The 22,657-nt window shown below is 72.3% G+C and carries 22 protein-coding genes; 10 read left to right on the top strand and 12 right to left on the bottom strand.

The window, feature by feature from the left end; genetic code table 11:
* Positions 1–4: 4 nt before the first annotated feature.
* Positions 5–1,153 (top strand): thiolase domain-containing protein, encoded by a 1,149-nt coding sequence (locus HHX41_RS13410; RefSeq protein WP_182906206.1) that lies wholly within the window; start codon positions 5–7, stop codon positions 1,151–1,153.
* Between the two features lie 18 nt (positions 1,154–1,171).
* Entirely contained in the window at positions 1,172–2,767 is a 1,596-nt protein-coding gene (locus HHX41_RS13415; RefSeq protein WP_182906207.1) for an acyl-CoA synthetase, read from the top strand.
* Here the strand turns inward: HHX41_RS13415 and HHX41_RS13420 are convergent.
* The 4 genes from HHX41_RS13420 to map form a co-directional block, all read right to left on the bottom strand.
* The gene (locus HHX41_RS13420) at positions 2,734–3,741 is read right to left on the bottom strand and encodes a hypothetical protein (protein WP_182906208.1); all 1,008 of its coding nucleotides are present in this window, start codon (positions 3,739–3,741) and stop codon (positions 2,734–2,736) included. The two genes, HHX41_RS13415 and HHX41_RS13420, sit on opposite strands and share 34 nt — an antisense overlap.
* Positions 3,738–4,451: a VC0807 family protein gene (locus HHX41_RS13425; protein ID WP_211592128.1), complete on the bottom strand. Its 714-nt coding sequence runs from the start codon at positions 4,449–4,451 to the stop codon at positions 3,738–3,740. The genes HHX41_RS13420 and HHX41_RS13425 overlap by 4 nt, the downstream gene beginning before the upstream one ends.
* A gap of 80 nt (positions 4,452–4,531) precedes the next feature.
* Positions 4,532–5,170 (bottom strand): LysE family translocator, encoded by a 639-nt coding sequence (locus HHX41_RS13430; RefSeq protein WP_182906209.1) that lies wholly within the window; start codon positions 5,168–5,170, stop codon positions 4,532–4,534.
* 56 nt (positions 5,171–5,226) lie between these two features.
* Complete coding sequence (gene map / locus HHX41_RS13435) at positions 5,227–5,994, bottom strand: type I methionyl aminopeptidase (protein ID WP_182906210.1); 768 nt, start codon at positions 5,992–5,994, stop codon at positions 5,227–5,229.
* A gap of 54 nt (positions 5,995–6,048) precedes the next feature.
* Here map and HHX41_RS13440 point away from each other — a divergent pair, with 54 nt between their 5' ends.
* Both HHX41_RS13440 and HHX41_RS13445 read left to right on the top strand, forming a co-directional pair.
* On the top strand, positions 6,049–6,324 hold the full coding sequence (locus HHX41_RS13440; protein ID WP_182906211.1) for a helix-turn-helix domain-containing protein: 276 nt from the start codon (positions 6,049–6,051) through the stop codon (positions 6,322–6,324).
* Positions 6,325–6,640: 316 nt separating this feature from the next.
* Positions 6,641–7,465 (top strand): cellulose binding domain-containing protein, encoded by an 825-nt coding sequence (locus tag HHX41_RS13445; protein ID WP_182906212.1) that lies wholly within the window; start codon positions 6,641–6,643, stop codon positions 7,463–7,465.
* An 82-nt stretch (positions 7,466–7,547) separates the two neighbouring features.
* Here the strand turns inward: HHX41_RS13445 and HHX41_RS13450 are convergent, their stop codons facing one another.
* Entirely contained in the window at positions 7,548–8,654 is a 1,107-nt protein-coding gene (locus HHX41_RS13450) for an ABC transporter substrate-binding protein (protein ID WP_182906213.1), read from the bottom strand.
* 87 nt (positions 8,655–8,741) lie between these two features.
* Positions 8,742–9,620 (bottom strand): LysR family transcriptional regulator, encoded by an 879-nt coding sequence (locus tag HHX41_RS13455; RefSeq protein ID WP_182906214.1) that lies wholly within the window; start codon positions 9,618–9,620, stop codon positions 8,742–8,744.
* 75 nt (positions 9,621–9,695) lie between these two features.
* Between HHX41_RS13455 and HHX41_RS13460 the strand changes: the two genes are divergently transcribed.
* From HHX41_RS13460 to HHX41_RS13475, 4 genes are read left to right on the top strand one after another with little or no spacing between them, the layout of a single operon-like run.
* Positions 9,696–10,646 carry a threonine/serine dehydratase gene (locus HHX41_RS13460; RefSeq protein WP_182906215.1) on the top strand — a complete coding sequence of 317 codons (951 nt, stop codon included), beginning with the start codon at positions 9,696–9,698 and terminating at the stop codon, positions 10,644–10,646.
* Between the two features lie 33 nt (positions 10,647–10,679).
* On the top strand, positions 10,680–11,312 hold the full coding sequence (locus HHX41_RS13465; protein ID WP_169982947.1) for a TetR/AcrR family transcriptional regulator: 633 nt from the start codon (positions 10,680–10,682) through the stop codon (positions 11,310–11,312).
* Between the two features lies 1 nt (position 11,313).
* Positions 11,314–11,856, top strand: a complete 543-nt coding sequence (locus HHX41_RS13470) for a thioesterase family protein (protein WP_182906216.1) — start codon at positions 11,314–11,316, stop codon at positions 11,854–11,856.
* Entirely contained in the window at positions 11,850–12,227 is a 378-nt protein-coding gene (locus HHX41_RS13475) for a hypothetical protein (protein ID WP_182906217.1), read from the top strand. The genes HHX41_RS13470 and HHX41_RS13475 overlap by 7 nt, the downstream gene beginning before the upstream one ends.
* 9 nt (positions 12,228–12,236) lie before the next feature.
* Here HHX41_RS13475 and HHX41_RS13480 read toward each other — a convergent pair whose 3' ends face one another.
* Positions 12,237–12,989: a hypothetical protein gene (locus tag HHX41_RS13480; protein WP_182906218.1), complete on the bottom strand. Its 753-nt coding sequence runs from the start codon at positions 12,987–12,989 to the stop codon at positions 12,237–12,239.
* Positions 12,990–13,005: 16 nt separating this feature from the next.
* The gene (locus HHX41_RS13485; RefSeq protein WP_310741970.1) at positions 13,006–14,832 is read right to left on the bottom strand and encodes a substrate-binding and VWA domain-containing protein; all 1,827 of its coding nucleotides are present in this window, start codon (positions 14,830–14,832) and stop codon (positions 13,006–13,008) included.
* Positions 14,833–14,998: 166 nt separating this feature from the next.
* Here HHX41_RS13485 and HHX41_RS13490 point away from each other — a divergent pair, with 166 nt between their 5' ends.
* A complete protein-coding gene (locus tag HHX41_RS13490; protein WP_259400912.1) occupies positions 14,999–15,352 on the top strand; it encodes a hypothetical protein in 354 nt (117 codons plus the stop codon).
* 125 nt (positions 15,353–15,477) lie between these two features.
* Here the strand turns inward: HHX41_RS13490 and HHX41_RS13495 are convergent, their stop codons facing one another.
* From HHX41_RS13495 to HHX41_RS13505, 3 genes are read right to left on the bottom strand one after another with little or no spacing between them, the layout of a single operon-like run.
* On the bottom strand, positions 15,478–16,092 hold the full coding sequence (locus tag HHX41_RS13495; protein ID WP_182906220.1) for a TetR/AcrR family transcriptional regulator: 615 nt from the start codon (positions 16,090–16,092) through the stop codon (positions 15,478–15,480).
* A complete protein-coding gene (locus HHX41_RS13500; protein ID WP_182906221.1) occupies positions 16,089–18,437 on the bottom strand; it encodes a YhgE/Pip domain-containing protein in 2,349 nt (782 codons plus the stop codon). Before HHX41_RS13500 ends, HHX41_RS13495 begins: the two co-directional genes overlap by 4 nt.
* Positions 18,434–19,249, bottom strand: coding sequence for an ATP-binding cassette domain-containing protein (locus HHX41_RS13505; protein ID WP_182906222.1), 816 nt, complete (start codon positions 19,247–19,249; stop codon positions 18,434–18,436). Before HHX41_RS13505 ends, HHX41_RS13500 begins: the two co-directional genes overlap by 4 nt.
* 452 nt (positions 19,250–19,701) lie before the next feature.
* Here HHX41_RS13505 and HHX41_RS13510 point away from each other — a divergent pair, with 452 nt between their 5' ends.
* The gene (locus HHX41_RS13510; protein ID WP_310741971.1) at positions 19,702–20,949 is read left to right on the top strand and encodes a pectate lyase; all 1,248 of its coding nucleotides are present in this window, start codon (positions 19,702–19,704) and stop codon (positions 20,947–20,949) included.
* A 116-nt stretch (positions 20,950–21,065) separates the two neighbouring features.
* Here the strand turns inward: HHX41_RS13510 and HHX41_RS13515 are convergent, their stop codons facing one another.
* Positions 21,066–22,418 (bottom strand): M20/M25/M40 family metallo-hydrolase, encoded by a 1,353-nt coding sequence (locus HHX41_RS13515; RefSeq protein WP_169982956.1) that lies wholly within the window; start codon positions 22,416–22,418, stop codon positions 21,066–21,068.
* Between the last annotated feature and the right edge of the window lie 239 nt (positions 22,419–22,657).

Here is a 22,657-nt window from a genome sequence, read left to right on the forward strand (position 1 = left end):
CGCCGTGGGAAACCGCTGTGCCGTCGTCGGCGTGGGCCAGACCCGCTACCAGACCAGACGGCAGGACGTGTCGCTGGCCGGGCTGGTCCGCGAGGCCGCCCTGCGGGCGCTGGAGGACGCGGGCCTGACGTTCGCCGACATCGACGCGGTCGTCATCGGCAAGGCGCCGGACCTGTTCGAGGGCGTGATGATGCCGGAGGCGTACCTCGCCGACGCGCTCGGCGGGGCCGGCAAGCCGGTGATGCGCGTGCACACGGCGGGCTCGGTCGGCGGCTCGACCGCGCTGGTCGGCGCGTCGCTCGTCCAGGGCGGCGTGCACGGGCGGGTGCTGGTCGTCGCCTTCGAGAAACAGTCGGAGTCGAACGCCACCTGGGCCCTGTCCACGCACCTGCCCTTCAACGCCTCCCTGGTCGTGGGCGCGGGCGGCTACTTCGCGCCGCACATCAGGGAGTACATGCGCAGGTCGGGCGCGCCGGACCACATCGGCACGCTGGTCGCGGTCAAGGACCGGCTGAACGCGCTGAAGAACCCCTACGCCCACCTGCGCATCCCCGGGATCAGCCGGGAGATGGTCGAGTCGACCCCGATGCTGTGGGAGCCGATCCGCTACCTGGAGACCTGCCCGTCGTCCGACGGCGCCTGCGCGATCGTGCTCGCCGCCGAGGACAAGGTGACCGGCACGCCCGCCTGGATCCACGGCACGGCGATGCGCTCGGAGCCGATCATGCTGGCCGGCCGCGACGTCGTGAGCCCGCGCGCGGGCCGCGACTGCGCCGCCGACGTCTACCGCCAGGCCGGCGTCACCGACCCGCGCCGGGAGATCGACGTCGCCGAGGTGTACGTGCCGTTCTCCTGGTACGAGCCGATGTGGCTGGAGAACCTGGGCTTCGCCGCCGAGGGGGAGGGCTGGAAGCTCACCGAGGCCGGATGCACGGCGCTCGACGGCGACACCCCGTGGAACGCCTCCGGCGGCGTGCTGTCGTCCAACCCGATCGGCGCCTCCGGGCTCATCCGGTTCGCCGAGGCGGCGCTCCAGGTGCGGGGCACGGCGGGGGAGCACCAGGTCGAGGGGGTGCGGCTCGCGCTCGGACACGCGTACGGCGGAGGCGCGCAGTTCTTCGCCATGTGGATCGTCGGCAGCAGTAAACCCTGAGCGCGGGAGGTCCGCCGGATGGAGTTCAACCACGCCGATCTTTTCGAGGGGCTCGCCGACGCCATCGGGGACCGCGTCGCGGTGGTCTGCGGCGACGACCGCCCGACGTACGCCGAGCTCGACGCCCACGCCAACCGGCTGGCCCACCACCTGGCCGCGCACGGCGTCGGCCACGGCACGCACGTGGGCATGCAGCTCTACAACGGGGTGGAGTACGTCGCGGCCCTGCTGGCGACGCTGAAGCTGCGGGCCGTCCCGGTCAACGTCAACTACCGGTACGTCGAGTCGGAGCTGCTCTACCTCTACCGGGACTCCGGCATCGCGGCCCTGCTGTTCGACGTGGAGTTCGACGACCGCGTCGCGGCCACCGCGCCCGAGGTCCCCGGGCTGCGCCACCTCGTCGCCGTCGGCGGCCCCACGGCCGTGCCGGGCGCGGTGCCGTACGAGGAGGGGGTGGCGGGGCAGTCCGAGAGCAGGGACTTCCCGCCCCGCTCCGGCGACGACGTGTACGTCATCTACACCGGCGGCACGACGGGCATGCCCAAGGGCGTGATATGGCGGTCGGAGGACCTCTTCTACGCCTTCGGCGGCGGCAACCCGTACGGCGACCCGCTGAAGACGCCGGAGGCGGTGATCGAGCAGGCGCGCGGCGCGGCGTCCCCGGTGGTCATGATGACGGCGGCGCCGCTGATGCACGGTGCCGCGCAGGTGGGCACCTTCATCGCCTGGTGGATGGGCGGCACGATGGTGTACGTCCGCAGGTTCGACGCGGCCGCCGTGCTGCGCGCGATCGAGCGGGAGAAGGTCGTCAGCCTGAACATCACCGGCGACGCGATGGCCCGTCCGCTCGCCGAGGAGATGGCCGCCGGGTCCTACGACCTGTCGTCGCTGTTCGCGCTCAGCTCGACCGGGGCGATCCTCAGCGGCGCCGTGCGCGCGCGGCTGGAGGAGCTGCTGCCGGGCCGGATGATCCTCGACAACTTCGGCTCGACCGAGTCCGGATACACGGCGTCGGGCGTCGACGGGTCGTCGCCGGAGTCGGGCCTGCGCTACCGGCCCAACGCGGGCGCCGCCGTGGCCGTGCTGGACGAGACGCTGACCCCGGTCGAGCCGGGCTCCGGGCGGATCGGCACGGTGGCCAGGAGCGGCTGGATCGCGTCCGGCTACCACAACGATCCGGGCAAGACCGCCCGCACCTTCGTCACCGACGCCCACGGCGTGCGGTGGCTTCTCACCGGAGACCTCGCGACGGTCGAGGAGGACGGCACGATCCGGTTCTGCGGACGCGGGTCCCAGTGCATCAACACCGGCGGGGAGAAGGTCTTCCCCGAGGAGGTCGAGGCGGTGCTCAAGGGCCATCCCGCCGTGTTCGACGCCGTGGTCACCGGCATCGCCGACGAACGCTGGGGCTCGCGGGTCGCGGCCGTCGTCCAGCCGTACGGCGGGACCGCGCCGACGGCGGAGCAGCTCGACGCGCACTGCCGTACCCGGCTGTCGGGCTACAAGGTGCCGCGGACCTACGCGTTCGTGGAGGAGATCGTCCGCTCCCCGGCGGGCAAGGCCGACTACCGGTGGGCCGGTCAGGTGGCCGCCTCGGCGCGTCCGCCGGAGTAGGCGGCGGCGAGGGCGTGGAAGACCTCCTTCGGCTCCCTGCCGCCGTCCTTCAGCAGCCGGACCACCCCGTAGGAGGCCATGTCGAGGTCCCTGCGCGGGTGGGGGTCGTACGGCAGGCCGTACCCGGCGAAGGTGAACCAGAAGGCGCTGTCCACGCCCTCCTCTTCGAACACGCCGAGCAGTTCGTGCAGGTAGCGGACCTGCTCGCCCTCGTCGCGGGTGAAGTTCCCGGTCAGCCGGGGCCGCCTTCGCGACCGATCCACGATGGCCCACGCCATGCCGCCGCGTGCGCCCGCCCCTGTGTAGGCGCACGTGCCGAACTCGGTGACCGCGACCGGCTTGCCGTGTCCGAAGAGGGAGCGCAGCCCCTCGCGGTAGGTCGCCGCGTTGCGCTCGTCGCGGTAGGCGTCCACCGCGACGATGTCGAACGGACTCCAGTCGACCCCCTCCCAGTCCCCCGAGGCGTACGTCACCCGCCCGCCGAAGACCTCGCGCGCCGCCCGGGCGGTCTCCGTCAGGAAGGGGTTCAGCAGAGCGGGGATCCCGGCGAACCGGGCGTACACCTCGGGGTCGCCCTTCATGAGCCCGGAGATGCGGTCGAAGACGGTGTCGCCGGGGAGGAAGCCGGCGGCGAACATGCTCAGCTCGCATCCGGTGACGAGCACCACCTCCGCGCCGTCGCGCCGCAGCTCCTCGGCCCGCCCGGCGCATTCGGCGAAGAACGGCGCGAGCTCCCGCGTGGTCATCTCGCAAGGGAAGGGCGCGAACCACACCTCCAGCCCGGCGTCGGCGGCGTGCCGCGCGGCGACGTCGAGCCGCTCCGGGTGGCCGCCGGTGACGCGGACGGCCGTGCAGTGCAGCTCCTCGGCGATGACCCGCATCTCCGCGCGGACCGTCTCGGAGTCGAAGGTCTCCCGGCTGATGTGCCCGCCGGGCAGGAAACCGGTGTCGTAGTTGATGCCCCTGCCCCTCATCGCGCGCCCCCCGCCTCCATCTTGACCATCATCATGATCGGCCCGGAGGCGAACGCGCCCGCGAGCACGAGCCCCAACGCGATGGCGACGATCAACATCACGTTGGACAGCCAGACCATGGTGGACACCGGCAGCGTGAACGCGCCGATCAGCCGGGCCACGCAGTCGGCGAGCATCACCCCGCCCCAGATGCCGCTGAAGAGGCGCTCGGCGCGGCGGAACCGGGCGGAGCCCGCCGCGAGCCGTTCCCAGGCGGCCTCCTTCGCCGCGTTCCCACGGGTGATGAACGCGCGCATGCCCGGGGTCATCACCGGGCGCGCGGTGAACGCCGAGAGCATCATGACCAGGCTGATCACGGCGCTGAGGGCCGAGTCCTTGGCGATCATCATGCGGGCGTCGCCGGTGCCGAAGCTCAGCGCGATGCCGGCCAGGTTGACCGCCAGCGTCAGTCCGGCGAGTCCGTTCAGGGTCCGGTCGCGGACGATCCCGGAGATCACCCGGACGGCCGGGATCACGCCGCTCACGGCCAGCGCGGCGACCTCGCTCACGCCGAACGCGCCGTGCAGGACGTAGTAGCAGACGAGCGGCGCGGCGACGTCCAGCGCCAGCGGCGTGAGCAACCGGCCGAGGTTGTTGCGCTGAGGTTGCCCGGCTCGCGGCGGCGCGGTCAGGGTCTGCGTCATCGGCTCCTCCAGGTCGTCTCTCCGCACGCATCAAGCGTCTCGAAAGCCGGAGGAGCCGGGCAGATTCAGCGATCCCGATTACGGCAGTACAAATGTCCCGGTAGCCGTCAGAGCTTCCTGGCGCCCTCGGTGGCCAGAGCCGCCACCGCGCCGAGACCGAGGTAGACGACGCCGCTGCCCCGGTCGAGCCGCCGCCGGGCACGGGCCGAGGAGCGCAGTCGGCCGGCGAGGACCGAGGCCAGTAGCGCGTACGTGCCGTCGCTGGCCATGCCGAGCGCGACCCACACGGCCCCGAGCACGAGCACCTGCGGCGCCACGGCGCCGAGCGCCGGATCGACGAACTGCGGCAGGAACGCCAGGAAGAACATGGCGGTCTTGGGGTTCAGCACGTTGACCACGAACCCCTCGCCGAACAGCCGGGCGTTCGAGGCCACCTTGACCACGGCGTCCTCCGCCTCCGGCCGCCGCATGAGCTTGCGAATCCCCAGGTAGACGAGGTAGGCCGCGCCGAGGTACTTCACGACGGCGAAGGCCGTGGCCGAGGCGGCGAGCAGCGCGGTGATCCCGAGCGCCGCGGCGGCGATGTGCACCAGCGAGCCGGCGTGGACGCCGAGCACCGACACCAGCCCCGCCGAACGGCCCTGGGCCACGCTGCGGGTGACGATGTAGAGCACGGCGGGTCCCGGGACCACGAGCAGCGCCAGCGTGGCGGCGGCGAACAGGGCGAGTGTGGGCAGAGTCGGCATGGCTCGGATGGTACGGACAACGGGCCTGTTCAGGCACTCCTATTTAGCGCTCCTGATCAGAGCACGGTCAGCACGCGGGGGCCGTCCTCGGTGACCGCGATCGTGTGCTCCATGTGGGCGGCCCGGCTGCCGTCCACGCTGTTCAGCGTCCAGCCGTCGCCCGCCGTGCGGTAACCGTCCCGGCCTCCGGCGATGAACATCGGCTCGATGGCCAGCGCGAGGCCGTGCCGCAGGGGATAGCCCCGGCCCGGCCGGCCGTGGTTCGGCACCGACGGGTCCTCGTGCATGCGGCGGCCGATGCCGTGGCCGCCGAAGTCCCTGGGCATGCCGTACCCGGCCTTCTGGGCGATCGTCCCGATCGCCGCCGAGATGTCCCCGATGCGGTTACCCACGGTCGCGGCGGCGATCCCGGCCTCCAGGGCCCGGCGCGTGGTGTCGACGAGCTCCAGGTCGCCGGGCCGCGGCGTGCCCACGATGAACGTGACGGCGGCGTCGGCCGTCCAGCCGTCCAGCTCCGCGCCGCAGTCGACGCCCACGACGTCACCGTCACGCAGCCGGTAGTCCGTCGGGATGCCGTGCACGATCGCGTCGTTGACGGACACGCAGATCACGGCGGGAAAGGGGGTCGGCGCGAAGTGCGGCCGGTAGCCGAGGAACGGCGAGCTCGCCCCCGCCTCGCGCAACACCGCCCGCGCCGTCTCGTCCAGGTCCGTCAGCCGCACCCCGATGGCCGCGGCTTTCCGCACGGCGTCGAGGGTGCGGGCCACCACGCGCCCCGCCTCCCGCATCGCGTCCAGCGCGGCGTCGGTTTTGATTTCCACCATGACACGGTCCTCCCGAGTGGCGCCAATAACTATACCGGTATTAGTATCACGGTCATGGTGAGAGTGCCCCTGACCCCCGAGGAACGCCTGCGGGGGGAGCGGTTCGGCGCCCTGCTCCGGCAGGCGCGCGGCGAGCGCAGCATGGTCGAGGTCGCGGCGGCGGCCGGGCTGTCGGCCGAGACGCTGCGCAAGATCGAGACCGGCCGGGCCCCGACCCCGGCCTTCTTCACCGTCGCCGCGCTCGCCGCCGCGCTTGGCCTGTCGCTGGACGAGCTGGCCGCCGCCTGCGTCGAGGGTCCTCAGGCCGCCGAGTTCCGCCAAGCCGGCTGACGCCCCGGCCCAGCGCGGCGAGTACCCCGGTACGCACCCGGAGATGACTGCATGAGGGCCGGGATCCGTCGTGGAAATCGTCTCCGCTGAATCTTTCACCGCTCGTCACGTGCGGCGGCCTCCCGGCCCCGGCCGCCGTCGCCGGTGTTCGCCGAGGTGAGCGGGGACGGGCCGCCACGCGTCCGGCCACCCAAGGAGAGGGCGGGCCGCCGGAATTCCTGTACAGCGGGCGAAGGAGACCTGACGCTGGGGGCATCGCCGGCGATCAGTCGCAGCCGGCCCGGGCGGTGTGGTCAGCTCACCATGGAGGTGCCGGATGCGATTCCCCCAGGGCCGGTTACGTCGCTCGGCCGTCCTCGTGGCCGTCATGGCCGCGGCGGCCGCCACGACCGGGCTCGTCCCGGGCACGGCCGACGCAGCGGTCTCCTGCGGGGTCACGTACGCGACCTCGCAGTGGGGAGAGGACGGGGGCGGTTTCACGGCCAGTGTGGACGTCGCCAACACCGGTGACCACATCGCGGGCTGGACGCTGACGTTCACCTTCCCCGGCTCGCAGCGGCTCACGTACGGCTGGTCCGCGCAGTGGGCCCAGACCGGCCGCCTGGTCGCCGCCTCGGTCCCGGCGGGCTCGATCTCGCCCGGCGCGTCGGCCGCCGTCGGGTTCGCCGGCACCTGGCGCGGGAGCAATCCGCCGCCGACGGACTTCGCCGTCAACGGCGTGCCGTGCGTGGTCGGCCCGCCCCCCTCCGCCGCTCCCACCCCCGTCCCGTCGCCGAGCCCGAGCGCCACGCCGAGCGTCGTCGTCTCGCCCGCGGACATCGTCGTGCCCGAAGGCGGCTCGGCGCTCATCCACGTGCGGCTCAGCCAGAAGCCGTCGTACGGCTGGGTGACCGTCGACAGCGAGCGGCTGCTCGGCGACCCGGACCTGTCCATCGGCCCCCGGCTGCTCTTCCCCGCCGACCAGTGGAACACCTGGCAGTCCCTCACCGTCTTCGCGGCGGAGGACGACGACACGACGGACGGCACCGCCACGTTCCTGTCCCGGATCAGTCAGTTGCCGGGCAGCGGCGTCGCCCTGTGGACCGCGAGGGAGCTGGACAACGACGTCGCCACGCCGTCGCCCGCACCGAGCCCGAGCTGAACCGTCGCGCAGCGCGGGAAGGGGCCGTCGGGTGGTCACCCTGCCGGCCTCCGCTCAGCGCCGGGAGCTGTCCGCGGGTTCCTCACTTCCTGATTCGCAAGCGAGCGGGCTCCGCCGGATCCCTGTCGACGACCTGGACCGGCGGCCATGCCCATTGCCATACGTCGACGCCCGGCGTACGGGAGAACCGGATCAGCCCGCGGGTGCCTTCGACCGCGACGTGTGGCCAGGACGCGGCGATGCCCGCCCGATCCGCGCCGCCGGAACGCAGCACGTCGGCGAGGACGGCGATCGTGTCGTAGCCCTCGAAGGCGACGAAGGAGGGCGCTTGGGCCAGCCGTTCGCGCAGGTCCGCCTCGACTCGCGCGCCGAGTGGGCTGAGACGTTCGGGCAGGTAGCGCAGGAACGGGACCCCGGCGCCGTCGCCGCCCAGCGACCTCGCCCATTCGGCGAACTCCGGCTGCCCGGCCGGGGCGCCGATCATGATCTCGGTCAGTCGCCGGTCGCGGCGGACCGACCTGACGATCGACACGGCCGGCTCCGGGTGGCCGGCCAGAAGAAGGAGGGCCGTCGCGCCACTGGCGGCGAGCTCGTCGCACACGGCCGCGGGGGTGAGCGCGCGCACGTCGAGTTCGATGACGGTGCCGCCCCGTGGAGCGAGGTGGTCCCGCAGGATGCGGGCCCCGGACGCCCAGTAGACACTCGAGTCGGCGGCTACGGCGATTCGGCCGTGGCCCGCGCCGAGGAGGAAGTCCGCGTACATCCGCCAGCCGTGGGACTGCGCCGGGGCCAGGCGCGCGACCCATCGCGTCGGCCGTTCGGTGAGCGCGTCGAGAACCGCCGACGAGCAGAGGAACGGCAGGCCGAGGGCGTCGGCCCTGGCGGCGGCGGCGCGGGCGACGACGCTGTGATACTCCCCCGCCAGGGCGGCCACGCCCAGGTGAGCCAGTTCGTCCACGGCCGCCGCGGCCCTGTGCGGATCGGCCGCCGTGTCCCGGACCACCAGATCGAGCGGTCTTCCGGCGATCCCACCGGCGTCGTTGACGTCGCCGGCGGCCAGCTCGAGCCCGGCGAGCAGGTGCCGCCCCGCCTCGACCCAGCCGGGCCGGGTCAGCGGGACGAGAACGCCGATCCGGACGGATGATCCGTCGGTCCGCTCCACCCTGGGCGGCGATGGGGGCGTATTCATGTGTCGGTGTCTCCTCTACGACGTGTCGGGACGATCGAAGTATCGCGGGCCACCGTCGGGTCAGGCGGTAGATCATCGGCGGGCATATCACGCGTCTCTGCGGGACAGGAGCGCGGTGACCAGGGCCGTGGTGGCGGGTGGGTCGGGCGGCTCACCGTACGTCGCGGCGTAGACCCGGCGGTCCGATCCCGGCAGCTCGGACACCCGCACGTCCGGGTGGCGGTGGGCCGCCAGCGCCAGCCGGGGGAGGAGTGCCACGCCCAGCCCTGCCGCGACCATGGCCTGCATGGCCACGTAGTCGTCCGTGGTGAACGAGACACGCGGCTCGAAGCCCGCCTCGGCGCACAGCGCGAGCAGGTGCGCGCGGCACCGCTCGCACCCCGCGATCCACGGCCCGTCCGCGTACGCCGCCAGGTCCCCGGCATCGTCGTACGCCGCGGGGGTGACGAGGAGGCTCGGGTCGTCGAGCAGGTGGATCAGGCGGACGCCGTCGTCCTCGGGAGCGGTCTCGCCGTAGCGGAAGACCACGGCGACGTCCACCCGGCCGGCCCGGAGCAGGCGCAGTGCCTCGGGCGGCTCGGCCTCCATCAGCCGCAGGTCCAGCCCCGGATGGTCCTGCGCGAGCCGCGCGGCGGCGGCCGGGACGAACGTGCCGAGGGCCGAGGGGAACGCGGCCAGCCGTACGCGCCCGGCCCGCAGCCCGACGTGCGCGGACAGTTCCGCGGACGCCGCGTCGAGCCGGCCGAGGATCTCCGCGCCGCGCTCGGCGAGCAGGCGGCCGGCCTCGGTGAGGCGGATCCCGCGGCCCACCCGCTGCACCAGCTTCGCGCCCGTCTCCGCCTCCAGCCGGGCGAGGTGGTGGCTCACGGAGGGCTGCGAGTAGTGCAGCTCCCGCGCCGCCGCGGTCACCGTGCCGGTCCGGGCCACGGCCACGAGAACCCGCAGTCGTACGACGTCGAGCGGCATTCATCGATCCCGTCTATGGATTCGCCCGAAAACTTCAGTTGGACCTATTGTCGGGCCCCGGGCCAGGCTGGGGCTATGACGAACATCCGCGACATCCTGGACGCCCGGCGGCTCATCGCCCCCCACCTGCCCGAAACTCCCATGTGGTCCTATCCCGTGCTCGACGCGGCCGTCGGCGCCGAGGTCCACGTCAAGCACGAGAACGTCCAGCCGACGGGGGCGTTCAAGGTCCGCGGCGGCATCGCGCTGCTGGCCCGCATGGCCGACCGCGCCCGCGGGGTCGTCGCGTACTCGACCGGCAACCACGCGCAGTCCATCGCGTACGCCTGCCGCCTGTACGGCGTGCCCTGCGCGGTCCTGATGCCGGAGAACCCGAACCCCGCCAAGGTCGCGGCGGTCGAGGCGCTCGGGGCGGCCGTCGAGGTCCGGGGCGCGACGATGGTGGAGACCGGGGAGCACGCGCGGGTCTTCGCCGCCGAAGCCGGGCGCAGGCTGATCAGCCCGGCCGACGAGCCGGACATCCTGGCGGGGGTGGGCACGCTCTACGTCGAGATGTTCACCGCCCGGCCGGACCTGGAGGCGGTGTTCGTGCCCGTGGGCAGCGGCAGCGGGGCCGCCGCCGCGTGCCTCGCCGCCGCCGCGCTCGCGCCGGGCTGCCGGGTGATCGCCGTCCAGTCGGCCCAGGCCCCGGCCGCGTACGACTCCTGGCGCTTGGGAGAGCTCGTGACCCGGCCCGTGAAGACCGTCGTGGAGGGGCTCGCGACCGGTTCGGCGTTCGCGACCCCGCAGGCCGTGATGCGGGACGGGCTGACCGACTTCGTCCTGGTGGACGACGACGACATCCTGCGGGCCCAGCGCCTGCTGCTCACCGAGGCCCACACCCTGGCCGAAGGCGCGGGGGCCGCCGCCCTCGCCGGGCTGCTGGCCCGGCGCGAGGAGTTCGCCGGGCGGAAGGTCGCCGTCGTCTGCACGGGCGGCAACGCGGGCCCGGCCGAACTCTCCCGTCTCCTCGCCCCGGCCGACTAGACGACCGATCGGTCGGTCTTATAGTTTGGGCGAGTGACACAAGACGGCCGACGGCTGCGCGGGTTGCGCAGCCGCGAGACGATCCTCCGGCAGGCGGTGGAGCTGGCCTCGGTCGAAGGGCTGGACGGGCTCTCCCTCGGGCGGCTGGCGACGGCGACCGGCGTCAGCAAGTCCGGGCTCTTCGCCCACTGGCGGGACAAGGAGCAACTGCAACTCGACGCCGTGGAGTGGGCCGCCCGGCAGTGGACCGAGCAGGTTGTGGGGCCCGCGCTGCGCGCTCCCGCGGGCGTGCGGCGCCTGTTCACGCTGCACGAGGCACGGCTGGCTTTCTACGGCGCCGGTGTGCTGCCCGGCGGGTGTTTCTTCTTCGCCGTGCAGGCCGAGTTCGACGATCGCCCCGGAGCCGTCCGCGACCGGCTCGCGCGGGCCATGCGCGAGTGGCAGGGGCTGATCCGCCGGCTGGTCGCGGAGGCCGTGACGCTGGGCGAAGTGGACGGCGCCGTCGATCCGGCCCAGCTGGCCTACGAGATCGACGCGCTCGGCGAGATGGTGATCATCCACTCCCGGTTGTACGACGGGGCGCAGGCCCTCGTTCACGCCCGCCGTGGCGTGCTGCAGCGCCTGCGTGCGCTCTGCTCCGACCCCGCGCTTCTCCCGGAGGACTGACATGACCGCAGGTGGCGTTTACGAGCCCGTCCAGGTGCACTTCGACGACCTCGACGCGATGGGGCTGCTGCACAACTCGCGCTACGCCGTGCTCGTCGAGCGGGCCATCGGCGCGTACTGGCACCGGCTCGGCTGGGCGCCCGACCCCGCCCGGTCGGCATTCCCCGACGTGCTCATGGCCGTACGCGAGTTCAAGGTGACCTACCACGCGCCCATCGCGGAGCCGGGCGAGCGGCTGGTGCACTTCTGGCTGGAGCGGATGGGGCGCACCAGCGGGGTGTACGGCTTCCGCGTGCTGTCCGCCGACCGCGCCCCGGACCAGGCCCCGGATCAGGCCCCGGATCAGGCCCCGGATCAGGCCCCGGATCAGGCCCCGGATCAAGCCCCGGATCAAGCCACCGTGCACGCCGAGGGCTACCGCGTCAACGTCAACCTGGATCCAGCCACTTTCCGACCGGCGCCGTTCAGTGACGAGATCCGCGTCGCCGCAGCGCCCCTGCTGAAGACGGCGCCCGCGGTGCTCGCGGAGGCGGCGCCGTGCTGAGGTCGCGCTGGATCGCCGGGCCCGACGCGGAGCAGCGGGGACCACTGGTGGCCGCGCTGACGGACTTCCGGATGGACCGGATGCTCGACCTGCCCGGCATCGCGCGGCGCGGCCTGTCGCTGGGCCGCCTGTGGCCGTCGCTGCCCGGCGCGGTCGGCATGTGGTTGTGGGCGGACCTCCCCGGCCGCCGGGTCGGTTCGCTGTCGGTGTGGCGCGGGGAGAGCGACCTCCGGGAGTTCGTACGGCTGCGTGCGCACGTCGAGATCATGCGCGACTACCGGCATCGGGGCACGCTGCGCTCCCGCACCTGGCAGGTCGGCGAACTGGACAGAGCCGGCCTGTGGCACGCCGCGACCGCATCCTCCGCCTGAGCGGGGCGATCAGGGGCCGAGGTCGTTGCGGGTGGCCTCCTCGACCTCGTGCAGGCTCTGCCGGGTGAGTTCGAGCTCCGAGGTCAGGTCGTCGAGCGCCCGGGCGCCGCCGCCCGCGCCGTCGGCGGTCGCGGTCATGGCGGAGATCTCGACGGCCCGGGCGACCAGGCCCTCCAGGCTGATGGCGCCCGACTGCAGCCGGGCCAGCACCCGCTCCCGCGCGCCCGACAACCGGTCGTACACCTCGCGCTGGGCGTCCAGGGCGGCGATCGACCGGTCGAGCTCGCCCGCGACCTCCTGCCGGGCCGTCCGCCGGGCCTGCGTGAGCCGTGCGCGCTCCTGCTCCAGGAACCGGGGGTCGAAGCGGGCCAGCGCCGACCCGGTGACGGTGGCGTGCCCGGCCAGCCGCCGCAGGGTCGCGACGGTGTCGTCCACCTGCGGGCGCATGGCGGCGATTCGGTCGAGCAGGATCTGCCCGCGCATCGAGGCGGCCAGGTCGGCGAAGGACGCGGCGGCCTGCTCCGCCCGCCGCAGCCACGCCTCCTCCACGCTGCCGCGCGCGACCGGCGGGGCCTCGGGTTCCGTACGGCTCTCGCCCCCCGCGGACTGCCAGGCGGAGGCGAACGCCTTGATGAGCCACACCCCCACCCCGGCGACGGCAACGCCCGCCGGGGGGAGGTTGACGGCCCAGGCCGCGCCGGCGGCCGTGGCGCCCAGGAGCAGCGCCCAGGGGTCGCGCAGTTCGTCGGTGAAGCGGGACACAGGCAGGGGCTCCCGGTCAGAAGTTGGAGATCACGGCGGTGAACACCTCGTCGATGCTCCCCGGCTTGCGCGAATCGTAGGCCGCCGCGTCGGTGGTCTGCGAGATCTGCCGCAGGACGCCGAGGTCGGCGTCGGCGCCGTACGCGATGGTGAACATCCGCACGGTCTCCTGCCCCGCCTCCTTGCGCAGTTCGGGCAGCAGGTTCTCGAGCGAGATGGAGTTGTTGTCCTCGTTCTTGCCGTCCGTCAGGAACACGACCGCGTTGATCGCCTCACCGCTCTGGTGCCGCATCACGTGCTTGTACGACGCGAGGGCCGTGTCGTACAGCCCCGTGCCGCCGCTGGGAATGAGGCCGTTGATGCGGTTCTTGAGCCGCGACTGGTTGTTCGTGCCCAGGGGGACGAGCTCGCGGTAGTCCTTGTCGCCGTCCTGCTTGAGGCTGAACAGCCACAGGCCGACGCGGTCGTTCGGGCCGAACTGCGGCAGCGCGTTGATCGCGGCCTGCTTGGCGAGGTCGAGCTTGGTCTTGCCGGTGCCCGCGACGTCGGCGCCCATCGAGCCGGAGACGTCCATCACCATCAGCACGTTGGCGGGCTTGCGCAGCTCGGCCCAGCTGGCGAGGATCCGGTCGAGCACCTGCGGAGTCGGCGTGCTGAGAGTGGTGGCCGGCTGCTTGGGGTCGAGGCCGTTGGCGGTCGTGACGAGGGCGCCCGGCTTGTTGTCGAAGGACCGGAAGGCGTACTTCTCGAACTCCCGCTGCCGCTCGGGCGCCTGGAGGTACTTCACGAAGTCCGCCGCCGCGGCCTTCTTCGTGGCGTCCGCCCAGGACAGCACGGCGTACGGATGGTCGGAGAAGAGCGTGCCCTCCTTGGGGTAGATCGCCACCAGCGGGACCTTCGGCTTGGCGTGGTCGCCGAGCGTCTTGGGGTCGCCCGTCGGGTTGCCCTGGTTGTAGTCCCACACCGACTTCTCCTCCACCGTCACGGCGGAGATGTACGACATGGCCGTCCCGGAGTCGTCGGCGTGCTGGAGGTTGGACAGGAAGGTCAGGGTGGTGTCGCCGTAGTGGACGATGGACCGCTCGACCCCCTTGACGAAGTCACGCGTCTTCGCCGCGGCGACGTCCCGTTCCGTCAGGTCGCCCGACAGGCCGGTGGCCGCGAAGTACGCCCCGACGGTCGCGTTCAGGCCCGAAGTGGAGAAGTTCGGGTTCGTCTTGCCGAGACGGAACTGCCCCCATTCCGGGTGGTCGTACTTCGCCCAGCCCTTCGGGTCGTTGGCCAGGTCCAGGATGTCGGACCAGCCGATCTTCTTCGACGGCCAGCCGAGCGCCTGGGCCATGGGCTTGGGCATCGCGATGACCAGTGGAGACATGGCGATCGTCGGGTTGTCCGCGGACACCGGGGACGCCTGGTCGCCGCCCTCGACGCGCTGCCGCAGGAGGGTGATCCAGCCGGTGCTCGCCGGCGTCCACACGTCCGGCTTCGGGCCGTCCTGCTGCTCGTCCCAGCCGCGCGCCAGGGCCTGCATCGCCCCGCCGGACGCCTTGGAGTTCACGACCACGTCCACGCACTGCCCGTCCACCTTGTGGCCGTTGTAGCCGTTGGCCATCGTGCGCAGCAGTTCGGCCTTCTCGCTGGAGGCGGCGACGGTCAGCGTGATCCCGTCGTCGTCGCAGGCGCGTTTGGTCGCGTTCCCGCCCTGGTCGTCACCGGCGTTCCCGCCGCCGGACACCCCGCCGAACAGCAGCTTCAACCCGACGATGAGCGCTCCCGCGAAGACGACCGCGACGATGAACGGAGCCACGCTGCGTCGGCGCTTCTGCTGCGGTGGGGGGTACACGATCTCCTCCATTGCTCCGGGATGTCTGTATTCATCCCGACGAACGGCGGTTCACGTTAGTTGCCGATCATCTCGTCTCGCTAACGCATCAGCCCCGTTCCCACGCCATCCACAGATTCCGATGATTCTCCGTAACGACTCGAACACAATAAGTAAAGTTCGCCCCGTGTCGAAGCTCATCCATCAGCAGACCGTCGACTTCTTCCACGAGTTCGGCCGGATACCCGCTGTAGCGGGCGAGCGACTGAAGGAGCTCTTGATGACAGCGTCAGCCGACTACGAGAAGGTCATCGGTGACCGTTATTTCTCCGAGTGGGTGAACAAGGGCCTGGAACAGGGTCGCCAAGAGGGCCGCGCGGAGGGCGAGATCGAGGCGATCCTCGCCGTGCTCGACGCCCGGGGCCTGGACATTCCTTCCGAAGCGCGTGAGCGGATCAGCCGATGCTCCGACCTGCATCTGCTGGAGAAGTGGATCCGCCGGGCGGCCACGGCGAAGTCCGTGGACGACCTTTTCTCCTGATGTCCCCGCCTCCGCGAATGCCGGGGGCCCTTGGGAGCGGCCGAGCGGGCTCAGCGCTGGCGCGACCGGCGTTCGGCCCACACCGACGGGGCGGATGATCCCGCGCCCTTCTCCCCGGCGCCCGTTCAGGGCGAGATGCGGCGGTGGACGAGCTCGGCGAGGGTGGCGTGGACGTCCTCGACCGGCTGGTCGGGACGCAGGGCACGGCGTTCGATGGCGACGGTGAGCACCATGCCGAAGACGGCTGTGGCGGCGGTGCCGGTGTCGAACCCCGGGCGCAGCTCGCCGGCCTCCACCGCGTCCGCGAGAACGCGCTCGTACATCGCGAGCACGCTCGTACGCAGCCGCAGGACGGCGTCCTGCCACGCCGCCCGCCACAACTCGGCCAGCAGCACCCGGGCGAAGGGCCCGTACTCGTCGAAGAAGCGGAGCTGGGCGAGCATGAGCGCGTCGAGCACGGCGACCGGCGAGGCGGCGGGACCGCGCGCGGCCTCGGCGAGGGCGTCGGCGAGCCGCTCGATCCCGTGGTCGAGCAGCCCGGCGAACAGCGCTTCCTTGCTGCCGAAGTTGTAGAAGACGGTGCCCTTGGCCACTCCGGCGCGTTCGGCGATCGCGTCGACGGTCGTGGCGGCGAAGCCCTGCTCGGCGATGAGGTCGGCCGCGGCCCGGTACAGCCGCTGCCGCGTCTCGGCACGCCTGCCGCCCTGGTCCTTCGCCGGGCCGTGCGCTGGGCGGCTCACAGCGCCAGCTCCGGCTTGAGGCGGCGCATCGACCAGGTGCGGCCGCGGTGGACGGCGAGCACGGTGAGCGCGAGACCGAGGGCGACGAACGCGGACAGCACGCCGCAAGCCTGCCACACCACGACGGTGTCGCCGCCGCTGATGAGCCGGCGCATCGCCGACACCACCCAGCTCATCGGCAGCCACGGCGAGATCACCTGGAAGAAGCCGGGGGAGGTCTCGATGGGATAGGTGCCCGCCGACGAGGTGAGCTGCAGCATGAGCAGCGCCAGCACCGCGACCCGTGCGGGCGGCCCGAGCAGCGCGTTGACCGCCTGCACGATCGCGAGGAACGCCGCGGTCACGAGCACGAGGAAGGCCGCCACGCCCGGCCAGCTGCCGGCCCGCAGCCCGAGCCCGAAGCGCAGCACGGCGAGCAGCACCGCCACCTGGAGCGTCCCCATCGCGAGGCCCGGCAGCCAGCCCGCGAGCGCCGTGCGCCAGGCCGGCGCCGACCCGGCGAGCAGCCGCGGGTTGACCGGCCGCAGCACCATGTACGTCACCATCGCGCCGACCCACAGCGCCAGCGGCACGAAGAACGGCGCGAACCCGGTCCCGTAGTTGGGCACCTCGTTGTCCACCTCGGTGGCGAGCCGGACGGGGTCGCTCATCATGTCCGTACGGCTGTCGCGTTCCCCGGCTCCGTAGTCGGGGATCTGGGACGCCCCGTCGCCGAGCTTGCCGGCCAGTTCGCCCGAGCCGTCGGTCAGCTTGACCAGTCCGGAGTCGAGCTTTCCGGCCCCACGCCGCAGCGTGCCGATGCCGTTGTCGAGCGTGCCCGCGCCGGAGGCGAGTGAGGCGAGGCCCGTGGTGAGGCTGCTCGCTCCGTTGTCGAGCCTGGCCAGGCCGGTGGACAGGCCGCGCGCGCCCGCCTTCAGCGTGCCGAGGCCGCGCGACAGTGTGGAGGCTCCGTTCAATGCCTTGCCCGCGCCGTCGCGGAGGCCGGACGCTCCGTCGGCCAGTCGCCTCAGACCCTTGTCCAGCTCGTTGAACTTGTCGCGGGCGTCGTCCAGGGCGGTGCCGAGGCCGGGTGCGGCGGCGGCCAGCTCACGGGCGTCGTCCGCCACCGTCCGCGCCGTACGGGCGAGGTCGTCGAGCTTGCCCTCCTGGGTGCCGAGGCGGTCCTGCAGCCGTCCGGCGGCCGACGCGAGGTCGTCGGCCGACCCCGCGGCCCGTTGCACCAGCGCGCGCAGCTCGGGGTCGGCGGCGGGATGGGCGTCCAGCCAGCGGTCGACGGCACGCAGGTCCTGCCGCGCCGTGCCGGCCGAGCTCCGCACCTCCCGGGGCAGGCCGTCGAGCGCGTCGGCGAAGCCGTCGGCGCCCTCCGCGAGGGTGAGCGCGGCACGCCGGATGCGGTCGCCGTTCTGCTCCAGCACGGGGACGTACGTGTCGGCCGCGCGGTTGACGGTCGGAGACAGGGCGTGCACCTGGCGGTAGGCCTCACGGTTGCCCTCTGCCAGCTTGGCCGCCCCCTTGTTTAGCGCGGACAGGCCCTCGCGCAGGTCGGCCGCGCCGGAGGCCGCCTTCGACAGGCCGGCGGACAAGGAGGCCGAGCCGGTCCTTGCCTGGTGCAGCCCGCTCGTCAGCTGCTTCGACCCGCCGTACAGGGCGTCGGCCCCGGAGGACAGCCGGCCCGTCGCGTCCTGCGCGGACCCCAGCCCCTTGGCCAGTGAGGCGGCGCCGTCGCTCGCGGCGGCGGCCCCGTCGTGGAGCCGGTCGGCGCCGTCGGCCGCCTGGGCGGTCTTGTCGTGCAGCTCGCCGAAGGACAGGAAGATCTGGTCGAGGTAGTCCTTGACCGCGCTGTGCCCGGCCGCCTCCTTGACCTCGCGGAACACGGCGTCCGAGATCGTCCCCATGATGTAGCTGCGCCCGGTGTCCACCCGTACGCCGAGCCGGGCCGGGTGCGGTGTGCCGTCACCGGAGGGCGAGGCGAGGTCGGCGCTGAAGTCGGCCGGGATCGTGAGCGACAGGTAGTAACGCCCCTCGCGGACGCCACTGTCGGCCTCGGCCGCGCCGACCCGGTGCCAGGCGAAGACCCTGCGCTCCTCCAGCTCGGCGGCGAGCTCGCGGCCGGCGTCCACCGTGCTCGGCGGGCCTCCCGTGGCGCCGGCGACGGTGGCCGGACGGTCCTCCACCACGAGGGCCACCGGTACGCGGCTCAGGTTCGCCTGCGGATCCCAGAACGACCACAGGTACAGCCCGGCGTACAGCAGGGGCAACATCACGACGGCCACCAGTGCGGCCCTGGTGAGCCGCGAGCGCATGAACCTGCGCAGTTCGAACCGGCCGGCGAGGGAGGCCCTCATCGACGGGTCCCTTCCTCGGCGTCGTGACGGGCGTCGTCGCGGCGCGCCGCCACCCGCTCGACGGGCAGCGGCAGCAGCGTGGTGGCCACGCCGGCCGCCTCCTCGGTGTCGGTGCACGCCGCGACGACCGTGAGGCCCTCGTCGGCCAGGCCGCGGAGCGTGTCCCACAACGCGTGGCGCCTGCCCGCGGGAATGCCGGTGCCGGCGTCGTCGACGAGGAGCAGGCCCGGCTGGTCGAGCAGCGCGAGCGCCACGCCCAGCCGGACCGCCTGGTCACGGGTCAGTTCTCTGGCCAGCGTCCGATCGCCGTGCGGCAGCGCGCCCGGATCGAGCCCGGCGTGGGCGAGGGCCGACCGCGCGGCGTCGGGGTGCCGCCTGCGCCACAGGAACCCGTGCGGGCGCAGCCGCTCCCGCAGGTGCTCCCGCACGGACAGGGCGTCGTCGAAGGGGTTCACCTGCGGGAAGAGCCCGAGGGTGGCCACCTGCCCGATCCTGCGGGGTGCCACCAGGCCGCCCACGGTGAGCGTCCCCTCGGTGGGCTTCATCCGCCCCGCGAGGGTGAGCAGCAGACTCGTACGGCCGCTGCCCGCCTCACCTGTGACGACGGTGAGCGTCCCGGGAGCCGCGTGCAGTGAGATGTGCCGGTAGACCCAGCCGTGACCACCCCGAACGCCCAGCTCCCGCGCCACCACTTCGACACCCGCGAAGACACCGCCGGAAGCACCGCCGGAAGCACCGCCGGAGATGCCGCCGGACGGTGTGGCGGGAGCTCCGGCAGCGGGTGTGGCATCCACGGTCCGCTGGGCATCCACGTCTGCTCCATTCTTTGCACTGACCAGTCGGTACAAAACAATAGCGCCGAGGGATCGCCGCCCTGTGCCCCGGCACGGTGTGATTTCACCTACACGAGGTGAGGCCCGGCCGGCCGTGACCGGCCCTCGCGGGTGCCGCCCACGCTCGCGAGACACTCGCCCGGCGCAGGTGTTTCATGAAAATTTCACCGAGGAGAACTCGGCGCTTCGGCTCTCACCTGGCCAAACCGGCGGGTGCCCGAATCGGGCCGTCAACTCTCCGACACGGAGCATTGACCCGAGTTCCCGTGGTCCGTAACTTAGGCCGCGTTCGGGTTCATGGATGTTGTTCACATTCATGAATTTCCCCCAGCGGGATCAGGAGTGGCCCACGCGCCACGGCCTCGGTCAGGGGTCCTGCACGATCTGCGAGGAGCTCGGTTTTGAGAAGGAATACCAGAACCGGAGTCGGGGTGATCGGCACCGTCGTCGGGGTCGCCGCCCTGGTCGGCGGCGTCTTCACCGGCGTCTCCAACGCGGCGCCCAGTGCGGGTGCCTACCGGATCGTGAACGGCGCCAGCGGCCTGTGCCTCACCGTTCCCGGCAGCAGCGGCTCCGACGGCGTGCAGCTCACCGTCTCCAGCTGCAACGGCGCGAGCAACCAGACCTGGAACCTGTCGGCCCAGGGCAGCGGCTTCCGCCTGGCCGCCGGCAACAGCGGCAAGTGCGCCGGGGTCGCCGGCGCCTCCACCTCCGCGGGCAAGGCCGTCCAGCAGGAGTCGTGCACCGGCTCCTCGTCGCAGACCTGGGAACTGGTCGCCTCGGGCTCCAACTACCGGGTCGTCAACGCCAACAGCGACAAGTGCCTGAACACCAAGGACAACTCCACGTCCTCGGGCGCGCTGGTGCAGCAGAACTCCTGCGACTCGGCGGCCACCAAGCAGTGGACCCTCCAGCCGACCGGGTCCCAGCCGTCGTCGACTCCCACCGCCACACCGACCAAGACCCCCACGACCAGCCCGACGCCGCCGTCGGGCTGGCCCAGCCCGCAGGGCTCGCAGGCGGTCACCAGCACGATCAGTGTCTCCGGCACCCTCGACGGCGGCCTGAAGCGCTACTACGCCAGCGGCAACATGGGTGACGGCGGGCAGAGCGAGAGCCAGAAGCCGATCTTCGAGCTGGCCAACGGCGCGACGCTCAGGAACGTGATCATCGGTTCGCCCGGCGCCGACGGCATCCACTGCCTGGGCAGCTGCACGCTGCAGAACGTCTGGTGGGAGGACGTCGGCGAGGACGCCGCCACCCTGCTGGGCAGTTCGTCGTCCCAGGTCATGACCATCGACGGCGGCGGGGCGAAGAGCGCATCCGACAAGGTGTTCCAGCACAACGGCCCCGGCACCATGATCATCAAGAACTTCCAGGTGCAGGACTTCGGCAAGCTCTACCGCGCCTGCGGCAACTGCACGAACTCCTACCAGCGTCACGTCCAGATGTCGAACATCGTGGCGACCACCCCCGGCAAGACGCTGGCCGGCATCAACACCAACTGGGGCGACACCGCGCGCTTCTCCAACATCACGATCGTGAACGACTCCAGCCACAAGATCGTGATCTGCGAGAAGTACAAGGGCGTGCCGAAGGGCAGCGAGCCCTCCAAGATCGGTGAGGGCCCCGACGGCACGAACTGCCTCTACAACTCCTCCGACATCACCTACAGGTAACCGCCCCGCGCACCGCGCGCAGGCGGGAACGAACGGAAGGCCCGGTGGTCCCCCCAGCCACCGGGCCTTCTGCGTTGAATTGCCGCGCCTCCGGCGCCCTGAGCCGCCGCTTCGGCTCAGGCCGCGCCGTGCCAGCCGCCGTAGTCGGCGAGGAAGAGGGCCTCGGTCGTGACGACGCGGCGCAGCTCCTCCAGCACGACCCGCTCGTTCGGGGCGTGGATCGAGGCGCCGTCGTCCTCGGCGCCGTACAGCAGGATCTCGGCCTTGGGGAACTGCCGGGCGAGGGCCGCCACCAGCGGGATCGAGCCGCCCTGGCCGACCTGGCGCGGCGCCCGGCCGAAGGCGCGCTCCAGCGCCCGCTCCGCGGCGTTCATGGCCGGGCCGCCCGGCTCGATCTGGAAGCCGGAGCCGCTGACGAAGTCGCCGAAGGAGACCTCGACCCCCCACGGCGCGACCTTCTCCAGGAAGGCCGTCACGTCGTTCAGCGCCTGCCTGGCGTTCCCGCTCGCGGGGATGCGGATCGTGACGCGGGCCCGGGCCACCGCCTGCACCGCGTTGATCGCGCCGGTCACGGTCGGCACGTCCAGCCCGGTCACCGTGATCGCGTACGACGCCCAGAGCCGGTCGGAGAGCGAGCCGTCCCCGACCAGCGAGACGCCGTCGAGCACCCCGGCGAGCGAGCGGAACTCCTCCTCGGACGGCGCCACGCCGGGGAAGGTCCCCGGTTCGAGGCCGGGCACCCGGACGTTCCCCTGGTCGTCGTGCAGGGCGGTCAGCATGCGCATGAGCGCGGCCAGCGCGTCGGGCGCGGCGCCGCCGAACGCGCCGCTGTGCACGGCCTCGGCGAGCGTGCGGACCTCCACGGTGAACGCGGCCATGCCGCGCAGCGACGTGGTGAGCGCGGGGTCGCCCACCTCGGGGTTGCCGACGTCGGCGATGACCATGGCGTCGGCGTGCAGCAGGTCGGGGTTGGCCTCGACGAACGCCTCCAGACGCTCGCCGGCGTACTCCTCCTGGCCCTCGATGATGACCTTCACGCCGACCGGGAACCGGCCGTTGAAGGCGCGCAGCGCGGCCACGTGGGTGATGACGCCGCTCTTGTCGTCGGCCGTGCCCCGGCCGTACATGATCCCGTCGACGATCGTGGGCTCGAACGGCGGGGTGCGCCACAGGGCGAGGTCGCCGGCGGGCTGGACGTCGTAGTGCGCGTAGAGCAGCACGGTCGGGGCCCCGTCCGGCGCGGGCGCCTCGGCGAACACGGCGGGGAAACTGCCCTCGATGGGAATCTGCCGGACGTGCGGGAGACCGGCGGCGCGCAGCAGTCGCTCGACGAGCGCGGCGGCCTCCAGGACCGGGGCCTCGGAGTGGCCGGGGAACGCGACGGACGGGATGGCGGCCAGGCGCTTGAGATCCTCGACCGTCTGCGGCATGCCCTCCTCGACGGCGCGCTCGATCTCCTCAGGTGTCACGGCGTTCTCCCCGGATGTGCGTGGATCTTCCCGGCGTTCGGTGGACCCCATTTGACCACACGGTCCGGCGGGCCCATCTTCCACGTCTGGTCGGCCTCAATCTACCTTGACGGATTTCGTTGCTGTTACATGTCGATGTAGCGGAATCCGAACTTCTTCCACAGTGCAGCCACGTAATCACTTGGCAAAACGCCGAAGTGGCATGCAAACTGTCCCCAGCGACGGATCACCTGAGGGAA

Origin of the sequence: Microbispora sp. H13382 (genome assembly GCF_014161445.1) — a bacterium.
In the GTDB taxonomy this organism is placed as follows: Bacteria; Actinomycetota; Actinomycetes; order Streptosporangiales; family Streptosporangiaceae; genus Microbispora.

What these genes read in the sequence shown, in the direction of transcription:
- HHX41_RS13415 (WP_182906207.1), top strand. Translation starts at nt 1,172, where the DNA reads ATGGAGTTCAACCACGCCGATCTTTTCGAGGGGCTCGCCGACGCCATC.
- HHX41_RS13420 (WP_182906208.1), bottom strand. Translation starts at nt 3,741, where the DNA reads ATGAGGGGCAGGGGCATCAACTACGACACCGGTTTCCTGCCCGGCGGG.
- HHX41_RS13430 (WP_182906209.1), bottom strand. Translation starts at nt 5,170, where the DNA reads ATGCCGACTCTGCCCACACTCGCCCTGTTCGCCGCCGCCACGCTGGCG.
- map (WP_182906210.1), bottom strand. Translation starts at nt 5,994, where the DNA reads ATGGTGGAAATCAAAACCGACGCCGCGCTGGACGCGATGCGGGAGGCG.
- HHX41_RS13440 (WP_182906211.1), top strand. Translation starts at nt 6,049, where the DNA reads ATGGTGAGAGTGCCCCTGACCCCCGAGGAACGCCTGCGGGGGGAGCGG.
- HHX41_RS13445 (WP_182906212.1), top strand. Translation starts at nt 6,641, where the DNA reads ATGCGATTCCCCCAGGGCCGGTTACGTCGCTCGGCCGTCCTCGTGGCC.
- HHX41_RS13450 (WP_182906213.1), bottom strand. Translation starts at nt 8,654, where the DNA reads ATGAATACGCCCCCATCGCCGCCCAGGGTGGAGCGGACCGACGGATCA.
- HHX41_RS13455 (WP_182906214.1), bottom strand. Translation starts at nt 9,620, where the DNA reads ATGCCGCTCGACGTCGTACGACTGCGGGTTCTCGTGGCCGTGGCCCGG.
- HHX41_RS13460 (WP_182906215.1), top strand. Translation starts at nt 9,696, where the DNA reads ATGACGAACATCCGCGACATCCTGGACGCCCGGCGGCTCATCGCCCCC.
- HHX41_RS13470 (WP_182906216.1), top strand. Translation starts at nt 11,314, where the DNA reads ATGACCGCAGGTGGCGTTTACGAGCCCGTCCAGGTGCACTTCGACGAC.
- HHX41_RS13500 (WP_182906221.1), bottom strand. Translation starts at nt 18,437, where the DNA reads ATGAGGGCCTCCCTCGCCGGCCGGTTCGAACTGCGCAGGTTCATGCGC.